The sequence below is a fragment of the Marinicrinis lubricantis genome (assembly GCF_042658665.1).
Taxonomy (GTDB): Bacteria; Bacillota; Bacilli; order Paenibacillales; family KCTC-33676; genus Marinicrinis; species Marinicrinis lubricantis.
On sequence record NZ_JBHSQV010000036.1, the window covers coordinates 38,431 to 57,076 of the forward strand.

Sequence of the window (18,646 nt, forward strand, 5' to 3'; positions counted from 1 at the left end):
GCTCCAGAGTGACTATATTCTTATAACATTGAAAAAGTGGCCTATTCAGCCACTTTTCATTGTTCCAACTATTTTGCATATTCGACGGCTCTCGTTTCACGGATTACCGTGACCTTGATGTGTCCTGGATAATCCAGTTCACTTTCAATGCGTTTTGTAATATCTCGAGCCAGACGGAACGATTCCGCATCGTCGATTTTTTCGGGTTGAACCATGACTCGTACTTCTCGACCCGCTTGAATCGCGTAAGATTTTTCAACACCTTCGAACGATTCGGAGATTTCCTCCAGCTTCTCAAGGCGTCTAATATAAGTTTCCAGCGTTTCACGGCGTGCTCCCGGTCTAGCAGCAGACAATGCATCCGCTGCAGCTACCAGCATCGCAATCACCGAGTTCGCTTCACAATCGCCATGATGAGAAGCAATACTATTAATTACAACTGGATGTTCCTTATACTTCTTAGCGATTTCCACGCCAATTTCTACGTGTGAACCCTCTACCTCATGGTCCAGGGCTTTACCAATGTCATGCAGAAGTCCTGCTCGTTTCGCCAAAGTTACGTCTACGCCTAGCTCTCCAGCCATCAATCCGGTGAGATAAGCGACTTCCATCGAATGTTTCAGAACGTTCTGTCCATAGCTTGTCCGGAATTTTAATCTTCCCAATATCTTTATGAGGTCTGGATGCAGACCATGAACCCCCACTTCAAACGTGGTTTGTTCACCATATTCCCGAATACGTTCATCCACTTCTTTACGTGATTTTTCCACCATCTCTTCAATTCTCGCAGGGTGAATTCGTCCATCAGACACCAGCTTTTCTAGTGCATTTCGAGCAATTTCTCTGCGAATGGGATCAAATCCGGAAAGAATGACCGCTTCTGGGGTATCGTCAATAATCAGGTCAATACCGGTCAATGTTTCCAGTGCGCGGATATTGCGGCCTTCCCGACCGATAATCCGGCCTTTCATTTCTTCATTAGGCAGTGATACGACGGAAACTGTCGTTTCAGCCACATGATCAGCAGCGCAGCGTTGGATCGCGAGTGTGATGACTTCTCTAGCCCGCTTATCTGCTTCTTCCTTCGCCTGATTCTCAATGTCCTTGATCATCTGGGCGGTTTCATGCCGAACCTCTTGTTCAACGTTCTGAAGTATAATCTTCTTCGCATCGTCCATAGTTAGGCCGGAAATACGCTCCAATTCACTGACTTGCTGCTTGTAAATTTCATCAATTTGCTCTTGGGTTTCTTCAATTCGTTTCTCTTTGTTGGCTAGTTTTTCTTCTTTACGCTCTAAGGATTCTATTTTTTTATCCAGCGATTCCTCTTTTTGCAACAATCGTCTTTCTAGCCGTTGTGTTTCCATCCGACGTTCACGAATGTCTTTTTCAGCTTCAGTTCGGAGTTTATGGACTTCGTCCTTCGCTTCCAACACTGTCTCTTTCTTCAGTGCCTCCGCTTCCTTCTTGGCGTGCTCCAAGATTTGTTTAGCAGCCTCTTCAGCACTGGAGATTTTAGCTTCAGCAAGAGATTTGCGGATATAATAACCAATCCCTAAGCACAAAGCACCAACTACGAGAATAATCAACACCCAGAGGAACGCTTCCACGTTATCACCTCCTCCGTTGATTCTCCAAGGCTTGCTTGGGGACTCATTTGGTTTGTTTAATCCGATTTTGTTTGCATTCGATTCCGTATAACACATGTAATTTGGCGAAATGGTTCGAACTAATTTCCAATGACGTAATGAGGAAACTAATTCTTTGTGTATAATACAGTAACACATTTTTCATTGTATCTTTTGTGAAACTTTTTTGTCAAGGGAAGGGCTGTCAATATGTTTCTTTTTTTGGATTTAAACGTATGAGCTGCTCTCTTATCACACATACTATTCCAATTGAGCGTCTTCATCTTCATCCATCAACCGCTGCAGCGCCATTCTCGATATTTCTCCAGGATATCCTCGTCTCATTAAATATTGAATCGTCTTCGCCTTTCGTTCCGGCAGCGGCTTGCCATCGAACTGCTTCCACTTCTTTAGACCTACGGACACAGCCTGCTCAAGCTCATCCTTCTTGGAGACTTGCCTTAGCGCCTCATCAATCAATTGTGGACTGATCCCTTTTTTCTTCAATTCAAATTGTATCCATTTTGTCCCTTTTTTCTGAAGCCGGATCTTGTCAGCCGCAAAACGCTGGGCGAAATCAAGATCGTCTATCCAGCGCTGCTCCGTAAGTCGATCGGTTACCCATTGGATTTGTTCGGGTTCATACCCTAGATCCGCTAATTTGACAGAAATTTCATGCCTCGTCCTCGGCCTTCTGCCCAGATACCGGACAGCTGCGGCGTAAGCAGCATGTAGTTCTTCTTCTTGGCTAATATATACTATTTTCTGTTCATCTAAAACTTGGCCTTTCAGCAACCGATGCTTGACCATGACATCCTCATGCACGGAAAAAGCATATTCGTTTTGGATGTAGATATTAAATCGATGCGGATTGTTTTTCTGCTGCTGTATAGATGTTATCTCGCCACCCTTAGATTGTTGTTCCATCCCTTCACCGCCGATCACTAGAGCTTCACGTTCATTGTTTTATATATGATAAAACGCACCTACTTTCAGGTGCGCTCCATGACAACAAAACTATTCGAGTGCAAGCAATGTTTCCTCATCTTCATCGTCGTCCTCTATAATTGAAGCATTTTGAGGAACCAATAAGCTGGCAGCTTCTCTAATCTTCAATTCAATCGTTTCGGAAACTTCTGGATGATCCTTCAAAAATTGCTTCGCATTCTCACGGCCCTGACCTAAACGTTCACCTTCATAGGAATACCAAGCACCGCTCTTATTGACGATATCCATTTCGGTAGCGATATCAATAATGCTGCCTTCTTTGGAAATACCTTCACCGTACATAATATCAACATCTGCCTGCTTAAACGGTGGAGCAACTTTATTTTTCACAACTTTAATTCTTGTACGGTTCCCGACAACATCGTTACCCTGCTTAATGGATTCAACACGACGCACATCCAAACGAACGGAAGAATAAAACTTAAGCGCTCTTCCTCCCGGAGTGGTCTCTGGGTTACCGAACATGACGCCTACTTTTTCACGGAGCTGGTTAATAAAGATCGCAATCGTCTTCGATTTGCTGATCGCTCCCGACAGCTTCCGTAATGCTTGAGACATCAAGCGTGCTTGAAGTCCGACGTGGGCATCCCCCATCTCGCCTTCAATCTCGGCCTTTGGAACGAGTGCCGCTACAGAGTCAATGACAATCACATCGATGGCACCGCTTCGTACGAGCGCCTCGGCAATTTCCAGCGCCTGCTCTCCTGTGTCTGGCTGAGACAGCAGCAGCTCGTCAATATTAACACCTAATTTACTAGCATATTGCGGATCCAAAGCATGCTCCGCATCAATAAATGCAGCCTGTCCGCCGGCTTTCTGTACTTCAGCAATCGCATGCAGGGAAACGGTCGTTTTACCGGAAGATTCCGGACCGTATACTTCAATAATTCTGCCTCTTGGAAATCCTCCGACACCAAGCGCGATATCTAACGCAATAGAACCGCTGGATACTGTCTCTACCTTGGCTCCTGCGTTCTCACCTAATTTCATAATAGAACCTTTACCGAACTGCTTTTCAATTTGACGAAGGGCATTTTCTAGTGCCGCGCTGCGATCTGTCAAAAGACTCACTTCCTTTAAATGAAATAAACGTTTGTAAAATAGAGTGCATAAAATACGGATTCACTGATGAATCTGATACTTGTTATAATAGTATGATAACTTGTTTTGCTTCGATTGCCAAGCACTTTTTGCGAACATACATTCGATTTAATGTCCGAAATAAAACCGCAGCAAAAGGACGTTCACTGCGGTTCTTCCGTACTTATAATTATAACGCCGCTTGGGCTGATTGACAAGCCCTATTCCATATTTTTAGAGCTTTTCCAAAGCAAATATAATGCTCGTTTCGCGGCCCTCCAACGGATTAATACCCGATCTCCGTTAAATCTCTCTTCAAAAACCTGCGTCTGTTTGCCCTGCTCGGATATTCCAATATAAACTAATCCAACCGGTTTCCCTTCCGATGGTGAAGGACCAGCAACGCCGGTAATAGAAACCCCAAAACGACAGTTCATCCGTTCTCTGATTTGCTCAGCCATCAGCTTAGCTGTCTCTCTGCTTACGGCACCATGCGCATCTTGACCTTCCAGCTCACTCATCGGGATCCCAAGCCACTGATGCTTAATCTCATTCGTATAGCTCACAATGCCCCCTGCGAACACTCTTGAGCTGCCTGGAACCGATGTGATCATTTCACTGATAAGGCCGCCGGTGCAGCTCTCTGCCGCAGCTGCGGTCCAACCATTTTGTGCGAAATGTTCAACGATGGCTTGCTCGAGGGGGATATCCGTCTCCGCATACAAATGCTCGCCAGCCCTTTTCTTAATCTCATCCAATACAGGACGCATTTTTCGTTCCGCCTCTGCCGGATCAGACGCTTTCGTACTGACCCGAATCGTCACTTCTCCTTCCTGCGCATAAGGTGCGATCGTAGGGTCGTGCTGGCCATCGATAAGATCAGCAAGCCGATCGGCTAATATCGATTCACCGATTCCTGCGAACTTGAGCATAACCGAATGCAGCGAGCGAATTTCCTGTCCTAGATGCTTTAACAGCCAAGGCTTCGCGTACCGTTCGAACATGGGTTTCAGCTCCTTAGGAGGACCTGGCAGCAGTATATACAGGGTATTGCCGGCTTGCAGCGCGGATCCAATCGCCAGTCCCGCATCATTAGGAAGCACATCCGCTCCTTCAATAAATAAGGCCTGGCGGCGATTGTTCTCAGTCATCGCCATGCCGCGATTGTGAAAATAAGTCTCCAACTGCTGCAAAGCTGCACGATCGAACGCCAGCGTGTTCCCGGTAAATTCTGCGACGGCATCCCTGGTTAAATCATCCTCCGTGGGTCCCAGTCCTCCAGTCAACACAATCACATCTGCACGCTGCTGAGCCATGCGGAGAGCTTCTTGAATTCTTTCGCGATTGTCTCCGACCACCGTTTGAAAATAAACGTCTATCCCTATCTCCGCCAGCTGTTTCGATATGTATTGCGCATTCGTATTGACGATTTGTCCTAACAGCAGCTCAGTGCCAACTGCTATAATCTCAGCTTTCATCTTATGATCCCTCCTACATAACTTTTCATTTTATTCTATGAGAAAACGCCTATTGGCGTCCTTTGGTTCGAGCATGAGTTCATCCGAGCATAGGGAGTTGTGGATAATACCTCCGGGACTCCATTGCAGCCATGTTCTCTTCATTAAAATTTTTGGTAACAACACGTCTGCAAAAGTCGCTCCTCCGGCATTACCCACTCCTTTCTATTCTACTCAGAGCAATACAGTCATCAACTAATAGCCCCCAAAATTGTTATCCTTTTAATACTACGAAAAAAGGCTCCTGATCGGAGCCTCTGTCAAGCTAAGCATTTAGCACTAACAACTCTTTATTCTTCACAAAATAATCGATACCCGAATAAATCGTGATGGCCGCCATCGCCCAGCTTGCGATCAAGTCAACCGGAATATCCAAGAATGTGAATGGAAAGTTGTTAATAAGCAGCACGATAATAGCTGCAATTTGAATCGCCGTCTTCCATTTCCCCCACTTGCTTGCCGCAAGCACTTTTCCTTCCAGAAGCGCAATCTGCCGGAGTCCAGTGACCGCGAACTCTCTGCTGATAATCACAATGGCAATCCAAGCGTCCAGCTTGCCCATGTCCACTAACGAAATCAGTACGGCGGCAATGAGGAGTTTATCTGCTAAAGGATCGAGCAGCTTTCCTAAATTGGATACCATTTTTCTTTTTCTGGCGATATATCCATCCAGACCATCCGTACTCGCCGCGATAATAAAAATCAGCGTTGCAAAAATTTGATTATACGTAATGGTAAAATCTTCGATACGAATCGGATTAAAGTCCAACCGAACCAGCAATAAAAACATAATTAAGGGAACTAAAAAGATTCTCGCTAAAGTGATTTTATTGGCCAGGTTCATGCTAGACCCTCCCCGGACAAATCGTACTCATATGCATGAGTAATTTTCACTTTATGCACCTGACCGATCTCGATGTTCTTATGGACATTGGAAACGAACACCTCACCGTCAATCTCTGGCGCATCATATTGGCTTCTCCCGATAAAGACATCGTTTCGTCCATCGTACCGTTCAATCAGAACATCCAATGTTTTACCGACGAAGCGGCTGTTGACTTCCGTCGATACTTCCCTTTGAATTTCCATCAGCGTATTAGCGCGCCACTCTTTCACTTCATCCGGCAAATGATCCGGAAGTCTCGATGCAGGCGTATCCTCTTCGTTGGAATAGGTAAATACACCTAGACGATCAAACTTCATTTCCCGTACAAATTCACTTAGTTGATTGAAATCTTCCTCTGTTTCACCAGGAAAACCTACAATCAGCGATGTACGAATAGACACATCCGGAATATGCGAGCGGATCTTAGCAATCAATTCTCTCGCATCTCTTTGTCTTCCCGGTCGGCGCATCCGCTTCAAAATCCGATCCTCACTGTGCTGCAGAGGCATATCGATATATTTGCAGATTTTGTCGTTTTTCGCGATAGTTTCTATCAATTCGTCAGTGAAGAAGCCTGGATATGCATAATGAAGACGTACCCATTCGATGCCTTCCACTTGGCTCACTTGATTCAACAGCTCAGGAAGCATAAATCGATCGTAGAGGTCCGACCCGTAGTTGGTAGAATCTTGCGCGATCAAGCTGATTTCCTTCACACCTTGGGATGCGAGCTGTTTCACCTCGGAAAGGATCGATTCTACGGTACGACTTCTGAATTTCCCTCTCATGATCGGTATACTGCAGAACGTACAAGCATTGTCGCAGCCTTCTGCAATTTTTACATACGCAGTGTAACGCGGAGTGGCCACTTTTCTCGGAAGGGCCTGTTCGTAGTTGAAAATAGGATTTCCAACATAGATCGGCTTTTTACCGCCCATCGCTTCGTCAATGATGTCATTGATTCGGTGGAAGTCGCCTGTTCCGACGATTCCATCGATCTCCGGCATTTCCTGCATCAGTACTTCCTTATAGCGCTGTGTTAGACAGCCCGATACAATCAGTGCTTTCAAATTCGCCGTTTCCTTCAAGTCGGCCATTTCCAAAATCGTATTCACCGACTCTTCTTTCGCCGCATCGATAAAACCACACGTATTGACGATAATGATCGTGGCGTCTTCTTTATTGTCAACCAGCTGATATCCTCTTGAATCTATCAGACCAGACATAATTTCCGAGTCAACTAAATTTTTCTCACAACCGAGCGTCACTACTTTTACTTTTTCAGTCATGGCTATCCCCCAGTATCGTGCCTGCATTGCTACTCACAATGGAAACTCTTTTCAAAGTATAATACAAGCCCTGATAAAGTATAATACAAGCCCTGATAGGGTGTCAAAAAAGTAATTTCGCTAAAATTTATCGGTAATTTATGAATTGCAGCTCGATGGGCAAATCCGCTTCCCTCAAGATCTGAATAACCTGCTGCAAATCGTCTCTGCTTTTGCCGGTAACGCGAATTTGATCCCCTTGAATCTGGCTTTTGACCTTTAGCTTTGAGTCACGAATCAGTTGATTGATTTTTTTCGCATGCGCCTGCTCAATGCCTGAGATCAACTTCACGTTTTGTCTAACCGTTGCCGATGCTGCACCTTCCACCTTGCCAAACTCCAAGTTGCGAATCGGAATACCGCGCTTCACCATCTTGGATTGAAGAATGTCTATGACATTTTTTAATTTATATTCATCATCCGAGATCAGAACGATCTCATCCTTTTCCAGCTTGATCGAGCTCTTGGAGCCTTTGAAATCAAAGCGGGTTTCAATTTCCTTCATTGCTTGCTGAACGGCATTGTTAACCTCCTGCATATCAATTTGGGAAACAATATCAAAAGAAGATTCTGAAGCCATTGTCCTCACACGACCTTTCATCAAAAATCAACCTCATTATATCAGGAAAAAAATGCAAAGAAAAGGCGCATCCCCTGATGCGCTTCGTTGTAAACCTATGCCGGCGATTCCGTTGCGGAATTAGAAAGGTTCAATTGGATGTTCCACGGACTGCTTTCTTTTAATTTTTCTTCCTCAATCAGCTTCCCGTTCACCTTAATTTGTACAGCGCTTGGATTACCCATGCGAATCCACAATGAATTTTGAGCAGTGAAGGTTTCCTGTTCACCTTTATTATATTTTTTCTCTACCAAAACTTCACCGTTGCTGTTGCCGCTCTTCACTTGGGCCCAGCATTCTCCGTTCGCAGCTATGAATTCGACACTTAATTCTTTCGTGTTATTGATGGTATAAATGTAAGTGCTGCTGTCTGTTCCAACATAAGACACTTCGACTTCCTGAACGGGCTCCTGTTCCGGTTCCTGCTCTTCAGATGCTCCATTGTCAGCCGGCTTCTCACCATCATCCGCCTGCTCTTCATCTCCCCCGTTCACCAGCCCAGCTTCCAAATTGCTTCTGCTGTCCGTAATAGGAGGATTGTTGTCTACGCTTTCGTTAGAACCATCGTCGCCCTTTACAACAAAAGTGTAGATGACAACCGCGATGAGCACAATAAATGAAAGCAGCAGCAGAGAAGAAGCCCATTTGGCGATTTTATCCGTATTTCTTAACCGGCTGGAACGCGGTCTCGAGTTTTCTACTGCAGCAGGCTCCGGTTCTGGCTTCGGAATGTCGTTCTGATAATGACTCATCACCTCGGCCGGATCAAGACCCACAGCCTCTGCGTAGCTTTTAATAAAAGCTCTTACATAAAAATTGCCCGGAAGGATTTTATAATTTCCCGCTTCAATAGCTTCTAGATACGTTTTCCGTATTTTGGTTTGATCCTGCAGTTCATCTAATGTGATCCCTTTTTCCGTTCTTGCCGTCTTTAGTATTTCTCCCAAGTCAGACAATCCGTTCACCTCCGGCATTCCCTTATGTTCTATTTACAAGCATCTCAGAAGCCCTCAATACTCGTCGTAATGGCTTCGTAATCAATGACCTCATCTGGATCGTTGCGCAGCTCCACAATACAATCGAAGCAATCATAATTATATTCCGACTCTCGGACAAAGATGTCCGGATGCTCAATCACCTTGGTCGATGGCATTTCCATGATTTCCTTTAGCAATTGAACGTGTTTTTCGTTGGCTCTGATTGTGCTTACAATTCCATCGATAATAAAAACGTTATCCGGACTCATTTCTTCTTCGGACATCATGCTTCTCACCGTTTGCCTCAACAGCGTTGAGGATAGGAAAGACCACCTCTTGTTGGCACACACGCTTCCGGCAATAATACTTTCCGTTTTCCCCACGCGAGGCATGCCTCTGAGTCCGATGACCTGATTTCCTTCTCTTTTGAAGACTTCACCAAGAAAATCAACCAATAGTCCTAATTCGTCACGAGTAAAACGAAATGTCTTTTTATCGTCGGAATCTCTTTCAATATATCGTCCATGCCTAACGGCGAGAATATCCACTAATTTCGGTGCCCTTAATTTGGTTACGGTTATATTATCCACTTTTTGCAGCATTTTACCCATCACATCGATTTTTTCATCATCTGCAGTTTCGAGCAGCATGCCGCGCGTATAATCGTCCACTCCATTGATGGTCAAAATGTTAATGTCAAGCATCCCCATAAGTGAAGCGATATCTCCCAATAACCCAGGCCTATTCTTATGTATCTTGTATTCCATGTACCACTGTGTTAATTCCAAAATAACACCTCATCACAGGTATGGTGTGCTGTTCACATTCATCTATTCTATACTCTTAGACGAAATTTCTAATCAAAAAGTCGAATAAATTGAGAAAATAGTCGATAAATGTTGTTTTGTAGAACTCTTTCTTTGAATGTATTCTACAATGAATAGATGATTCCTTCTAGAAAAAAAAGTTCTTCGATATAAAAAGCAAAGAATCCATTGCAAAACCGTATGAACCTGAAGCTTTCTTGTATTATAGGCAAAGCCTCCATGATAGGAGGCTTTGTCGTCATTATTTTGTATCCACCAATTTGACCATTAGACGAGCCATTGTCTTTTTCTCATCTTCAGATCCAACATCCCATAATTCCTTAAGCAAACGCTCTTGGTCGTTCTTCGGATCTACTTTTTCATCAAGGAATTGGCCAATTTCATAAGCCAGCTTGGAAATCATCTCATCGCTGACACCAAGCTTTTGAGCGGCGTTGACGCGCTCAGCCAAAAAGCTTTTCCATCTGTCGAAGGTTTCCAATACTGTGGACATGTACGCTCACCCCTTAATCCATAAATTCGAGGAACAACTATAATATGTGTCTGCTGTCCTTGATTTATGCAAAGGGCTGCTAGCAGTTGTTTGAAATCTAAGTGAGCCATCCGCCATTAGGGCTAATAATTTGTCCTGTAATGTAGCTTGATTCCGGAAGGGCAAGAAAATAAGCAAGTGATGCGATTTCCTCCGGCTGGCCAAAACGGCCTGCCGGTATTTCGGACTGCAATGCCAGCTTTTCTTCTCCATCCAATCGATGGTTCATCTCGGTATCAATGACACCCGGCGCTATCGCATTAACTGTAATGTGGGAAGGTGCCAGCTCTTTGGCGAGTGCCTTCGTAAATGCATTCACTCCGCCCTTTGCCGTAGAATATACCGACTCACAAGATGCGCCCGTAAGTCCCCATACGGAAGATACGTTAATAATCCGTCCCCATTTTTGTCTGATCATCTGCGGCAAAAAAGCCTGCGTGCACAGAAACATGCCTTTTAAATTCACATTCATCACTTCATCCCATTCTTCCTCAGACACATCGGAGATCAGGCCAAAGTGTGAAATTCCCGCGTTGTTGATCAGCACATTCGGAAGCATGCCGTGCTGCTCCAGCTTCTCCACCATTTTATCAATCTGATTTTTCTTTGATACGTCGGCCGTCACCGTCAGGACTTGAGCTCCCAGCTCTAGGCAGCTTCTGGCCACCTCATTGGCGGCTTCATGCGATTCGCGGTAATGAATCACAATATTCATACCCGCGGAAGCAAAACGCTTTGCTATCGCAGCTCCAATCCCCCTGCTGGCTCCTGTGATGAGGACCGTCATATCCCCTAACGCTTTCGTCATTTTTTATCACTCGATACGATAGATACCGCACATCGATTCCAATCAAAGTGTTTTCTCATTCGTTCATTAATCTGATCTAAAGTAACAGACTCATACAAGCTCAATGTTTCGAAAAAGTCCATTCCCTTGAACAGATAATCGGTAAATTGGTTGGCAATGCCTTCCGGAGAGTTCAGCATTCGCAAGTAACCGCCCATCTTCTTCTTGCGAGTCCGTTCAAAATCATGTTCACTGAGTCCCTGTTTCAACACGTTTGACAATTCCTGTTGAATCGTCTCTTCTAATTTTTGCGGGTCCTTCGTATCTCCGCCAATGACCGAGAAGGCATAACGAGGATGGCTTCGATAATCACTGCCGAACTGATCCGTAATCAACCCTTCATCATAGAGTTTCTGATACAAATCGGATGTGGAGCTGAACAAGATATCCATTACAATGCGCATTTCCACATCTTTTCTTTGCAGATCAGGGCCTTGTTCCTGCAGATCTGTTTCTTTGAAGCCCATATAAAATTTCGGAAGCGAGACAGGCAGTGTATTCCTGCGAACCTTTTCCCGGACTTCCTGCGGTTCATCCGGTAAAAACCGCTCGATATGACCCTGTGGTTCGAATTTCTTCCGGCTTTGGTTCTGCTTTACCAGCGTGCTGATTTCATCCGGATCTACGCCACCTACAACGAACAATGACATATTGGATGGATGATAAAAGGAATGATAGCATGTGTAGAGCATTTCTTTCGTAATCTGAGTAATCGATGGAATCGTTCCGGCAATATCAATATGTACCGGATGCCGCTGGTACAATGCTTCGATCAACCCGTAATATACCCGCCAGTCCGGATTGTCTCTGTACATATTGATTTCCTGCCCAATAATTCCTTTTTCCTTCTCGACATTATCATCCGTAAAATAAGGATTTTGTACAAAATCGATGAGTGTCTCCAGGTTTTTAGGCACTTCACCGGTCGAAGAAAATAAATAAACCGTCTTATCAAAGCTTGTGTATGCATTCGCCGATGCTCCTTGCGATGCAAAACGCGCGAAAATATCCCCTTCCGGCTCCTCGAACATTTTATGCTCAAGAAAATGCGCAATTCCATCAGGTACCTGCGTACGCTCTTTTCCCTGCACCTGAAAATCGTTGTCGATCGATCCATATTTTGTGGAAAACGTCGCAAAAGTTTTACGGAAGCCTTTTTTGGGCAGCACATATAAGCTCAGGCCGTTATCCAATTTTTCAAAATACAGCGTCTCCTGAAGCTGCTCATACGTTTTTGTCTGCATCTGCAAGTACCTCCTTTTCATTGCGAAGGAAATAGACCGTATCGAGCTCCACCTGTTCTGCGGCCTGCTGCACTTTTCCGCGGTCGATTTGTTCAATCATCTCAATAAAGGCATCGGTATCTCGATGTACCCCCGAAAGCACACCGTTAAAGTCGTAGCCGATCATTTCAAAGGCGGAATCGTTGAGTTCAAGCAGCTGATTGCGGATCATCGCTTTCGTCTGGGCTAGTTCTAAATCGGTAATTTCTCCGTTTTTCATGGAATCAAGCTGTTTTTGAATAATACGCAGTGCTTTCTCATAATTCTCAATCTCAATTCCTGACTGTATCGTAATGATTCCTTTATGACCATCATATCGAGATGCAGCATAGTAGGCGAGGCTTTCTTTTTCCCTGACATTAATAAACAGCTTGGAGTGAGGATAAGCGCCTAACACGCCATTGTACATCAGCGCTGCCGGGTAATCCTGGTCGGCGTAGCGGATTTTGGATCTAAGTCCTAAGTTTAGCTTGCCTTGTGTGACATCTAATCGTTCAACAACCGTTTGGACATCTTTTGCCTGCACATTATGCGAATGGCTCTCATAACCCGGACTGCTGCTGCGAGATAACGGAAATGCCTCCTCGACGATTTTCGTTACTTCTTCCATCGTCGTGTTGCCGACGACATACAGATCCATCACTGCTTCATTCAGCCAGCTGTGATAATGGGAGGTCAAGCTTTCCGCATCTATTTCTGGGATACGCTCAATTTGTCCTAGCGGATGAAGCCTGTATGGTTCGTCCTTGCACATTTCTTCCACGCACCGCTCCGCAGCGTATCTGATTTTATCATTAATGATGGATTCGATCCGTTTAGTAAGTGTATTTTTTTCAGATTGTACGTATTGAGTTTTCAGTATATCGTTCTCGATTACCGGGGAACAGAGTACCTCACCGAGAAAGGTCAGAGATGCTCTCAATAAATCATCCTTCTCCGCATGCACGTAGTCTTGGTGTATTGTATCCATTTTAAACTGAACCATCTGATAATCGCCGCGCTTATATATATCAAAGCCAAAGCCAGCGCCGTACAAATCATCCAAACGCTCTCGAAACTGCTTGGTGAGCGGGTAACGCTTCGTCCCCCTCCGCAATACAAACGGCAGCAGTGCCGTAGGCGTAACCGTCTGCTCGCGCAGCGGGGTTCCTGCGAACAGTGAGATGGAAAAAGTCTTAAATCGATCTGTAGGCATCACATGAATTCGAATTTGACGAACATGAGACCGCTCAAAGCTTTGTTTGTTCAATATTCATACTCCTTCCTTTTACGGAGGTTACAGGATGGCTGTCACCGAATACCTGTTACCGATATTCTACCTTATTTGATTCATCCATTACAATTCATTCCAATTGGTTTGCAAAATAAAACCAGTCGGAAGCTGCCAACTTACTTCAAAAAAGCAAGCTGCAATTTCAGACTGGCTGAACCTTATTTGTCTATTTGCAGAATATATGTTTTCCGATTGTTTTAATTTGAGTACGGCTCCATATCCATTTCGAGGTTGCTGTTGCTGGATTGAAGTAGTAAATGCATCCTCCGGTTGGATCCATTCCATTCAATGCATCTAATACCGCCCGCTTCGCTTTATCATTCGGCTCCAGCCAAATTTGACCGTCGGCTACCGCAGTAAAGGCGCCTGGCTGAAAGATGACTCCAGAAACGGTATTCGGAAATCTCTCGGAATCAATCCTGTTCAAGATGACTGCTGCAACTGCAATTTGTCCTTCATACGGTTCTCCTCTAGCCTCACCGTATACAGCGTTGGCCATCAGCTTGATATCGTTGCTGGACAAGCCTCGATGCGAGCTGGACATGACATTCGCCGCACCGCCAGCACCCGCCTGGTTCGGGGCCGTTTGCCGCTGGGCAGTACCGGTTTGACCCGTATCGCCTGCTCCAGGACGCCATTTCTTTGTAGCCTCCCACAGCTTCAGCTTTGTTTTGGCTCCGGCGATACCATCCACCTTCATTCCAAATTTGTATTGGAATGATTTCAAGGCGGTCAAAGTTTGATAACCGAAATCGCCGTCCACGTTGCCGTGATAAAATCCTAGAAATTTCAGACGCCCTTGCAGCTCACGCACATCTGATCCAACAGCACCATATTTGATGATATTTTTACTAAATACTTCATCGGTCTGCTGAGACTCCTTCAAATGCATGACTGAAAGCAGAACAAAAACAATAAAGCAGGTGGTTACAATTAAGCGTTTATTCATCGAGATCAGCCTTTCTGATGAAATCCATTTACGCTTATTATTGCAAACAGCACCTGCTTCTATTCTTACTTCCAAAGAGCGGTATGGGTATTCGATTGTAAAACAACTCCGGATGTCTCGATATATCTGTTACGAGCTGATACGATTTTGCTGCTGATACATTTCCAAGCTCGTAAGCACTTCCCTCGGCTTGCTTCCCTCGTATGGACCGACAATTCCTTTCGCCTCCATACTGTCAATTAAGCGGGCCGCTCTTGTATATCCAATTCGCATTCTTCTTTGCAGTAAAGATACTGAAGCTTGCTTAGCCTCTAGTACAATACCGACCGCTTGGTCGAACAGCTCGTCCTCGAATTCATCCTTTGTTTCCTGTGTATCGTCAATTTCCGGTACCAAATCCTCCTGATACTGCGCTTCTTCCTGTTTGCTGACGAACGATACGACAGCCTCTACCTCCTGATCTGACAAAAATGCCCCCTGAACACGCACCGGCTTGGAGGATCCTACCGGCAGGAACAGCATATCACCTCGGCCAAGCAGCTTCTCTGCGCCAACCGAATCAAGAATCGTTCTTGAATCCACCTGAGAGGAAACACCGAAAGCGATTCGTGAAGGAATATTCGCCTTGATGACCCCGGTAATGACGTCAACGGAAGGCCGCTGGGTGGCAATAATCAGATGAATGCCAGCGGCGCGAGCCATCTGTGCAAGCCGGCAAATCGCGTCTTCCACATCGTTGGCGGCTACCATCATCAAGTCTGCCAGCTCGTCCACAATGACGACAATGAGCGGCAGCGGCTGCTGTCCGTCCTGAACCAGTAATTTATTGTAGCCTTCGATATTGCGTGTCCCCGATTTAGAAAACAGCTCGTAGCGATTTTCCATTTCCTTTACGATTTTCTTGAGTGCCAGCGATGCTCTGCGCGGATCAGTAACGACCGGAGATAGCAGATGCGGAATGCCGTTATAGACGTTCAATTCGACCATTTTCGGATCAATCATGAGGAACTTGACCTCTTCCGGTTTGGCCTTGTAAATGACACTCGTAATAATTCCGTTAATACAGACAGACTTACCGGAACCGGTCGCACCTGCCACAAGGAGATGGGGCATTTTCGCAAGATTGGCGACGATCGGCTGTCCCGAAATATCTCTCCCAAGCGCAATGGACAGCTTGGCCTCCGATTTCTGGAACGTGGCACTCTCCATCACTTCGCGCATCGTAACGATCGATACCTCGGAATTCGGCACTTCGATACCGATGGCAGATTTCCCAGGTATGGGTGCTTCCATCCGAATGTCCTTCGCCGCGAGGGCAAGTGCAATATCGTCTGTTAAGCTAACGATTCTGCTAACTTTCACACCAATATCCGGCTGTATTTCATACCGGGTAACCGCCGGTCCTCTAACCACTTCCAGCACGCGCGCTCTTACCCCAAAGCTCTCTAAGGTAGCTTCCAGTTTTCGGGCATTGGCCCGATAATCCGAACTGCTTCCCCCCGCTCCGCCGTCTAATGGCATCGATAGTAAATCAAGCGGAGGAAGCTGATAAGGTATTTTCCTTTCCACAGGTGCTTCTAGACTTACGGCATCAACACCTTCATCATGCTGCTGCTCTTCTTCAGAACCAGCGTTCTGAATGTGTTCACTTGCCTCCTGCACCGGCATATCATGCTGCTCGGATTTTATTTCTAAATCATCCTGCACAGCAGGTAATTTTGATACAAGTACATGTTCTTGAAAATCTCTAAATAAAGGCTCCTCATGACTGGGTACATCTAGATCGTCGTTGTACTTCGCTTTCGCATCATTCGAAAGCATTTCGCCATTTTCGTCTGCGGAGTACACTACCTGTTCCTCATCCTGAACAGGCGAAAGCACATCTTCGGCAGGTTCGAAATCATCATCAAGACTTTGGGATTCCGCTTTCTTTTCATTTTGAAACAGCTGGAAGAACAGCTTTCGTTTCTTCGGCTTCGAAGAACTTAACTCCGGTGTCCAAGCTTCTTCATCCAGCAGCTCGTCATCATACAAATCAAAATCGTCAGAAACGGCTGGCTCCGGTGTACGCTTCCTCTGACGCACTGCAGCCCTGCTCTCAGACAAACGAAGCTTTAGCTGCTTCATGAACCCTCCAGAGCCTTTGCGCAGCTTCTTCACAATGTCCGACAGCGACCAACCGGTCATACAAATAAAAGAGATTGCGAACAGTGTCCATACGATCAGTCGTGCACCAAGATTATCTAACAGCAAGAACAGTAAAGCATACAAAATGGCGCCGATTTGGCCGCCTCCGATTTCCTGCAGAAACGTTTGACTGTAATTCGGATTTGCAAGCTGCTCCTGCAGGTTCAGCCAAGGCTGTCCGACAATGGTGCCGAACGTTTGATTGCCTGCAGGATATTTGTCGGTAAACAGCTCAATATGAAAAAGAATCAACAGAGCCAAAATAAACAAAAGAACTCCGGTTTTTTTGAATGTCCATTTAACCGGCCAGTCTCTTTTGATCATGACGTACAAACCTATGTAAATACAAATCAGCGGTATCGCAAAATATAACTGACCGGCAAGAAATAAGCTGATGTAGCTTAAGCTTCGTCCCACACTTCCAATACCGGGGACATCCTCCTTGCCGGCCAATGAAATGATTGAGAATACGATAATTAAAATACCGTATACTTCATATTTTAAACTCATCCCGAGGTTTTTTTTGCGCTTGCGTCGTTTTGCCAATCGATCCACCCCCGGAAGTTATTATAACATACTCTTTCCAGGGATGCCCACTACTGAGGGCACGGTTAAGGCATTAGATATGGCTTGTACTCGATGATGCTTCCGGGCTGCAGGCGCGGATTAAGATAATCATTCGGGTCCGAAGAGATTAGTCTGACAATTTTGGCTTGCCCTGTACTCATCGGTTCCACCTGCATGGTCACACCTTCAACCTGAATCTCTTCCAAGGCTTGTGTCAACTGGTCGTGCCCTTCAAAAATGTCGTTAAGCGATACTTCCGTATACAGCGTCACTGAACCATCCCTCCATTCGGCGTCGGACTTTGCTGTTTCTTTTCATCAATCAAGCGATTCAGTACTTTGATCGCTTCACCGACACCACCAACGGCATCAATCAATCCGTGCTTCACGGCATCCTCGCCGATGACTGTCGTTCCAATATCACGTGTCAGTTCACCTGTTATGAACATCAGCTCCTTAAATTTGTCTTCCGTGATGTTGGAATGGGTGGTTACAAAGCGGACGACACGATCCTGCATCTTATCTAAATATTCGAAGGTTTGCGGAACGCCAATGATGAGTCCGTTGAGCCGAATCGGATGAATCGTCATCGTCGCGGTCTCGGCAATAATCGAATAATTCGAAGAAACGGCGATCGGTACACCGATACTATGTCCGCCCCCTAAAACAATCGTAACCGTCGGTTTAGACATCGAAGAGATCATCTCGGCAATCGCAAGTCCCGCTTCGACATCTCCTCCTACTGTATTCAAAATGATAAGTACACCTTCGATTTTCGGATTGGTCTCCGCTGCCACCAATTGCGGAATGATATGTTCATATTTCGTCGTTTTGTTTTGCGGCGGGAGCACGATATGACCTTCAACTTGGCCGATGATCGTTAAGCAGTGGATATTGGAGTCGAGCTGCGGCAAATTCGGCGTACCCATCTGCTGAATATTGTCGGCGACTGGATTTTTCTTATCTGGGGCCGGCATCGTTTGCGGCGGTTGCTCAGATTGACGAAAAGCATAGGAGCCAATTCCTGGATTCGGCATAGGATTCGGATTCGTTCCGGGAAGCTGAATATTCGGCTGCTGATTTTGCTGCACATTCGGTTGATACGGCTGGTACCGGTTCATGTTCATATAATTTGACTA

At 45.5% G+C, this 18,646-nt stretch carries 17 protein-coding genes; all 17 read right to left on the reverse strand.

Translation table 11 applies throughout. The features are described 5' to 3' along the window. Positions 1-68: 68 nt before the first annotated feature. Positions 69-1,610, reverse strand: coding sequence for a ribonuclease Y (gene rny, locus ACFPXP_RS06970; RefSeq protein ID WP_379893504.1), 1,542 nt, complete (start codon positions 1,608-1,610; stop codon positions 69-71). A gap of 279 nt (positions 1,611-1,889) precedes the next feature. Next, entirely contained in the window at positions 1,890-2,555 is a 666-nt protein-coding gene (locus ACFPXP_RS06975) for a RecX family transcriptional regulator (protein ID WP_379893505.1), read from the reverse strand. 90 nt (positions 2,556-2,645) lie between these two features. Next, a complete protein-coding gene (gene recA, locus ACFPXP_RS06980) occupies positions 2,646-3,698 on the reverse strand; it encodes a recombinase RecA (RefSeq protein ID WP_379893506.1) in 1,053 nt (350 codons plus the stop codon). A gap of 239 nt (positions 3,699-3,937) precedes the next feature. Further along, complete coding sequence (locus ACFPXP_RS06985; protein ID WP_379893507.1) at positions 3,938-5,194, reverse strand: competence/damage-inducible protein A; 1,257 nt, start codon at positions 5,192-5,194, stop codon at positions 3,938-3,940. Positions 5,195-5,498: 304 nt separating this feature from the next. Next, positions 5,499-6,077, reverse strand: a complete 579-nt coding sequence (gene pgsA / locus ACFPXP_RS06990; protein WP_379893508.1) for a CDP-diacylglycerol--glycerol-3-phosphate 3-phosphatidyltransferase — start codon at positions 6,075-6,077, stop codon at positions 5,499-5,501. Further along, on the reverse strand, positions 6,074-7,408 hold the full coding sequence (gene rimO / locus ACFPXP_RS06995) for a 30S ribosomal protein S12 methylthiotransferase RimO (protein ID WP_379893509.1): 1,335 nt from the start codon (positions 7,406-7,408) through the stop codon (positions 6,074-6,076). The genes pgsA and rimO overlap by 4 nt, the downstream gene beginning before the upstream one ends. Positions 7,409-7,535: 127 nt before the next feature. Beyond that, a complete protein-coding gene (locus ACFPXP_RS07000; protein ID WP_379893684.1) occupies positions 7,536-8,027 on the reverse strand; it encodes a YajQ family cyclic di-GMP-binding protein in 492 nt (163 codons plus the stop codon). 95 nt (positions 8,028-8,122) lie between these two features. Further along, the gene (locus ACFPXP_RS07005) at positions 8,123-9,022 is read right to left on the reverse strand and encodes a helix-turn-helix domain-containing protein (protein WP_379893510.1); all 900 of its coding nucleotides are present in this window, start codon (positions 9,020-9,022) and stop codon (positions 8,123-8,125) included. A 44-nt stretch (positions 9,023-9,066) separates the two neighbouring features. After that, positions 9,067-9,831 carry a DUF3388 domain-containing protein gene (locus tag ACFPXP_RS07010; RefSeq protein ID WP_379893511.1) on the reverse strand — a complete coding sequence of 255 codons (765 nt, stop codon included), beginning with the start codon at positions 9,829-9,831 and terminating at the stop codon, positions 9,067-9,069. A gap of 280 nt (positions 9,832-10,111) precedes the next feature. Then, on the reverse strand, positions 10,112-10,363 hold the full coding sequence (locus tag ACFPXP_RS07015; protein ID WP_379893513.1) for a DUF3243 domain-containing protein: 252 nt from the start codon (positions 10,361-10,363) through the stop codon (positions 10,112-10,114). Between the two features lie 97 nt (positions 10,364-10,460). Further along, entirely contained in the window at positions 10,461-11,210 is a 750-nt protein-coding gene (gene ymfI / locus ACFPXP_RS07020; protein ID WP_379893514.1) for an elongation factor P 5-aminopentanone reductase, read from the reverse strand. Next, positions 11,207-12,493, reverse strand: coding sequence for an EF-P 5-aminopentanol modification-associated protein YfmH (gene yfmH / locus ACFPXP_RS07025; RefSeq protein ID WP_379893515.1), 1,287 nt, complete (start codon positions 12,491-12,493; stop codon positions 11,207-11,209). Before yfmH ends, ymfI begins: the two co-directional genes overlap by 4 nt. Further along, positions 12,474-13,781 carry an EF-P 5-aminopentanol modification-associated protein YfmF gene (gene yfmF / locus ACFPXP_RS07030; RefSeq protein ID WP_379893516.1) on the reverse strand — a complete coding sequence of 436 codons (1,308 nt, stop codon included), beginning with the start codon at positions 13,779-13,781 and terminating at the stop codon, positions 12,474-12,476. The genes yfmH and yfmF overlap by 20 nt, the downstream gene beginning before the upstream one ends. A 190-nt stretch (positions 13,782-13,971) precedes the next feature. Beyond that, positions 13,972-14,754 carry a spore cortex-lytic enzyme gene (gene sleB / locus ACFPXP_RS07035; RefSeq protein WP_379893517.1) on the reverse strand — a complete coding sequence of 261 codons (783 nt, stop codon included), beginning with the start codon at positions 14,752-14,754 and terminating at the stop codon, positions 13,972-13,974. Positions 14,755-14,883: 129 nt separating this feature from the next. Beyond that, positions 14,884-17,487, reverse strand: coding sequence for a DNA translocase FtsK (locus ACFPXP_RS07040; RefSeq protein ID WP_379893518.1), 2,604 nt, complete (start codon positions 17,485-17,487; stop codon positions 14,884-14,886). Between the two features lie 65 nt (positions 17,488-17,552). Further along, the gene (locus tag ACFPXP_RS07045) at positions 17,553-17,780 is read right to left on the reverse strand and encodes a YlzJ-like family protein (protein ID WP_379893519.1); all 228 of its coding nucleotides are present in this window, start codon (positions 17,778-17,780) and stop codon (positions 17,553-17,555) included. Beyond that, a complete protein-coding gene (locus tag ACFPXP_RS07050; RefSeq protein WP_379893685.1) occupies positions 17,777-18,544 on the reverse strand; it encodes a ClpP family protease in 768 nt (255 codons plus the stop codon). Before ACFPXP_RS07050 ends, ACFPXP_RS07045 begins: the two co-directional genes overlap by 4 nt. Positions 18,545-18,646: the final 102 nt, after the last annotated feature.

Coding starts and splice junctions, on each gene's coding strand:
- ACFPXP_RS06975 (WP_379893505.1), bottom strand. CDS start 2,555: ATGGAACAACAATCTAAGGGTGGCGAGATAACATCTATACAGCAGCAG.
- ACFPXP_RS06985 (WP_379893507.1), bottom strand. CDS start 5,194: ATGAAAGCTGAGATTATAGCAGTTGGCACTGAGCTGCTGTTAGGACAA.
- pgsA (WP_379893508.1), bottom strand. CDS start 6,077: ATGAACCTGGCCAATAAAATCACTTTAGCGAGAATCTTTTTAGTTCCC.
- rimO (WP_379893509.1), bottom strand. CDS start 7,408: ATGACTGAAAAAGTAAAAGTAGTGACGCTCGGTTGTGAGAAAAATTTA.
- ACFPXP_RS07000 (WP_379893684.1), bottom strand. CDS start 8,027: ATGGCTTCAGAATCTTCTTTTGATATTGTTTCCCAAATTGATATGCAG.
- ACFPXP_RS07015 (WP_379893513.1), bottom strand. CDS start 10,363: ATGTCCACAGTATTGGAAACCTTCGACAGATGGAAAAGCTTTTTGGCT.
- ymfI (WP_379893514.1), bottom strand. CDS start 11,210: ATGACGAAAGCGTTAGGGGATATGACGGTCCTCATCACAGGAGCCAGC.
- yfmH (WP_379893515.1), bottom strand. CDS start 12,493: ATGCAGACAAAAACGTATGAGCAGCTTCAGGAGACGCTGTATTTTGAA.
- sleB (WP_379893517.1), bottom strand. CDS start 14,754: ATGAATAAACGCTTAATTGTAACCACCTGCTTTATTGTTTTTGTTCTG.
- ACFPXP_RS07050 (WP_379893685.1), bottom strand. CDS start 18,544: ATGCCGAATCCAGGAATTGGCTCCTATGCTTTTCGTCAATCTGAGCAA.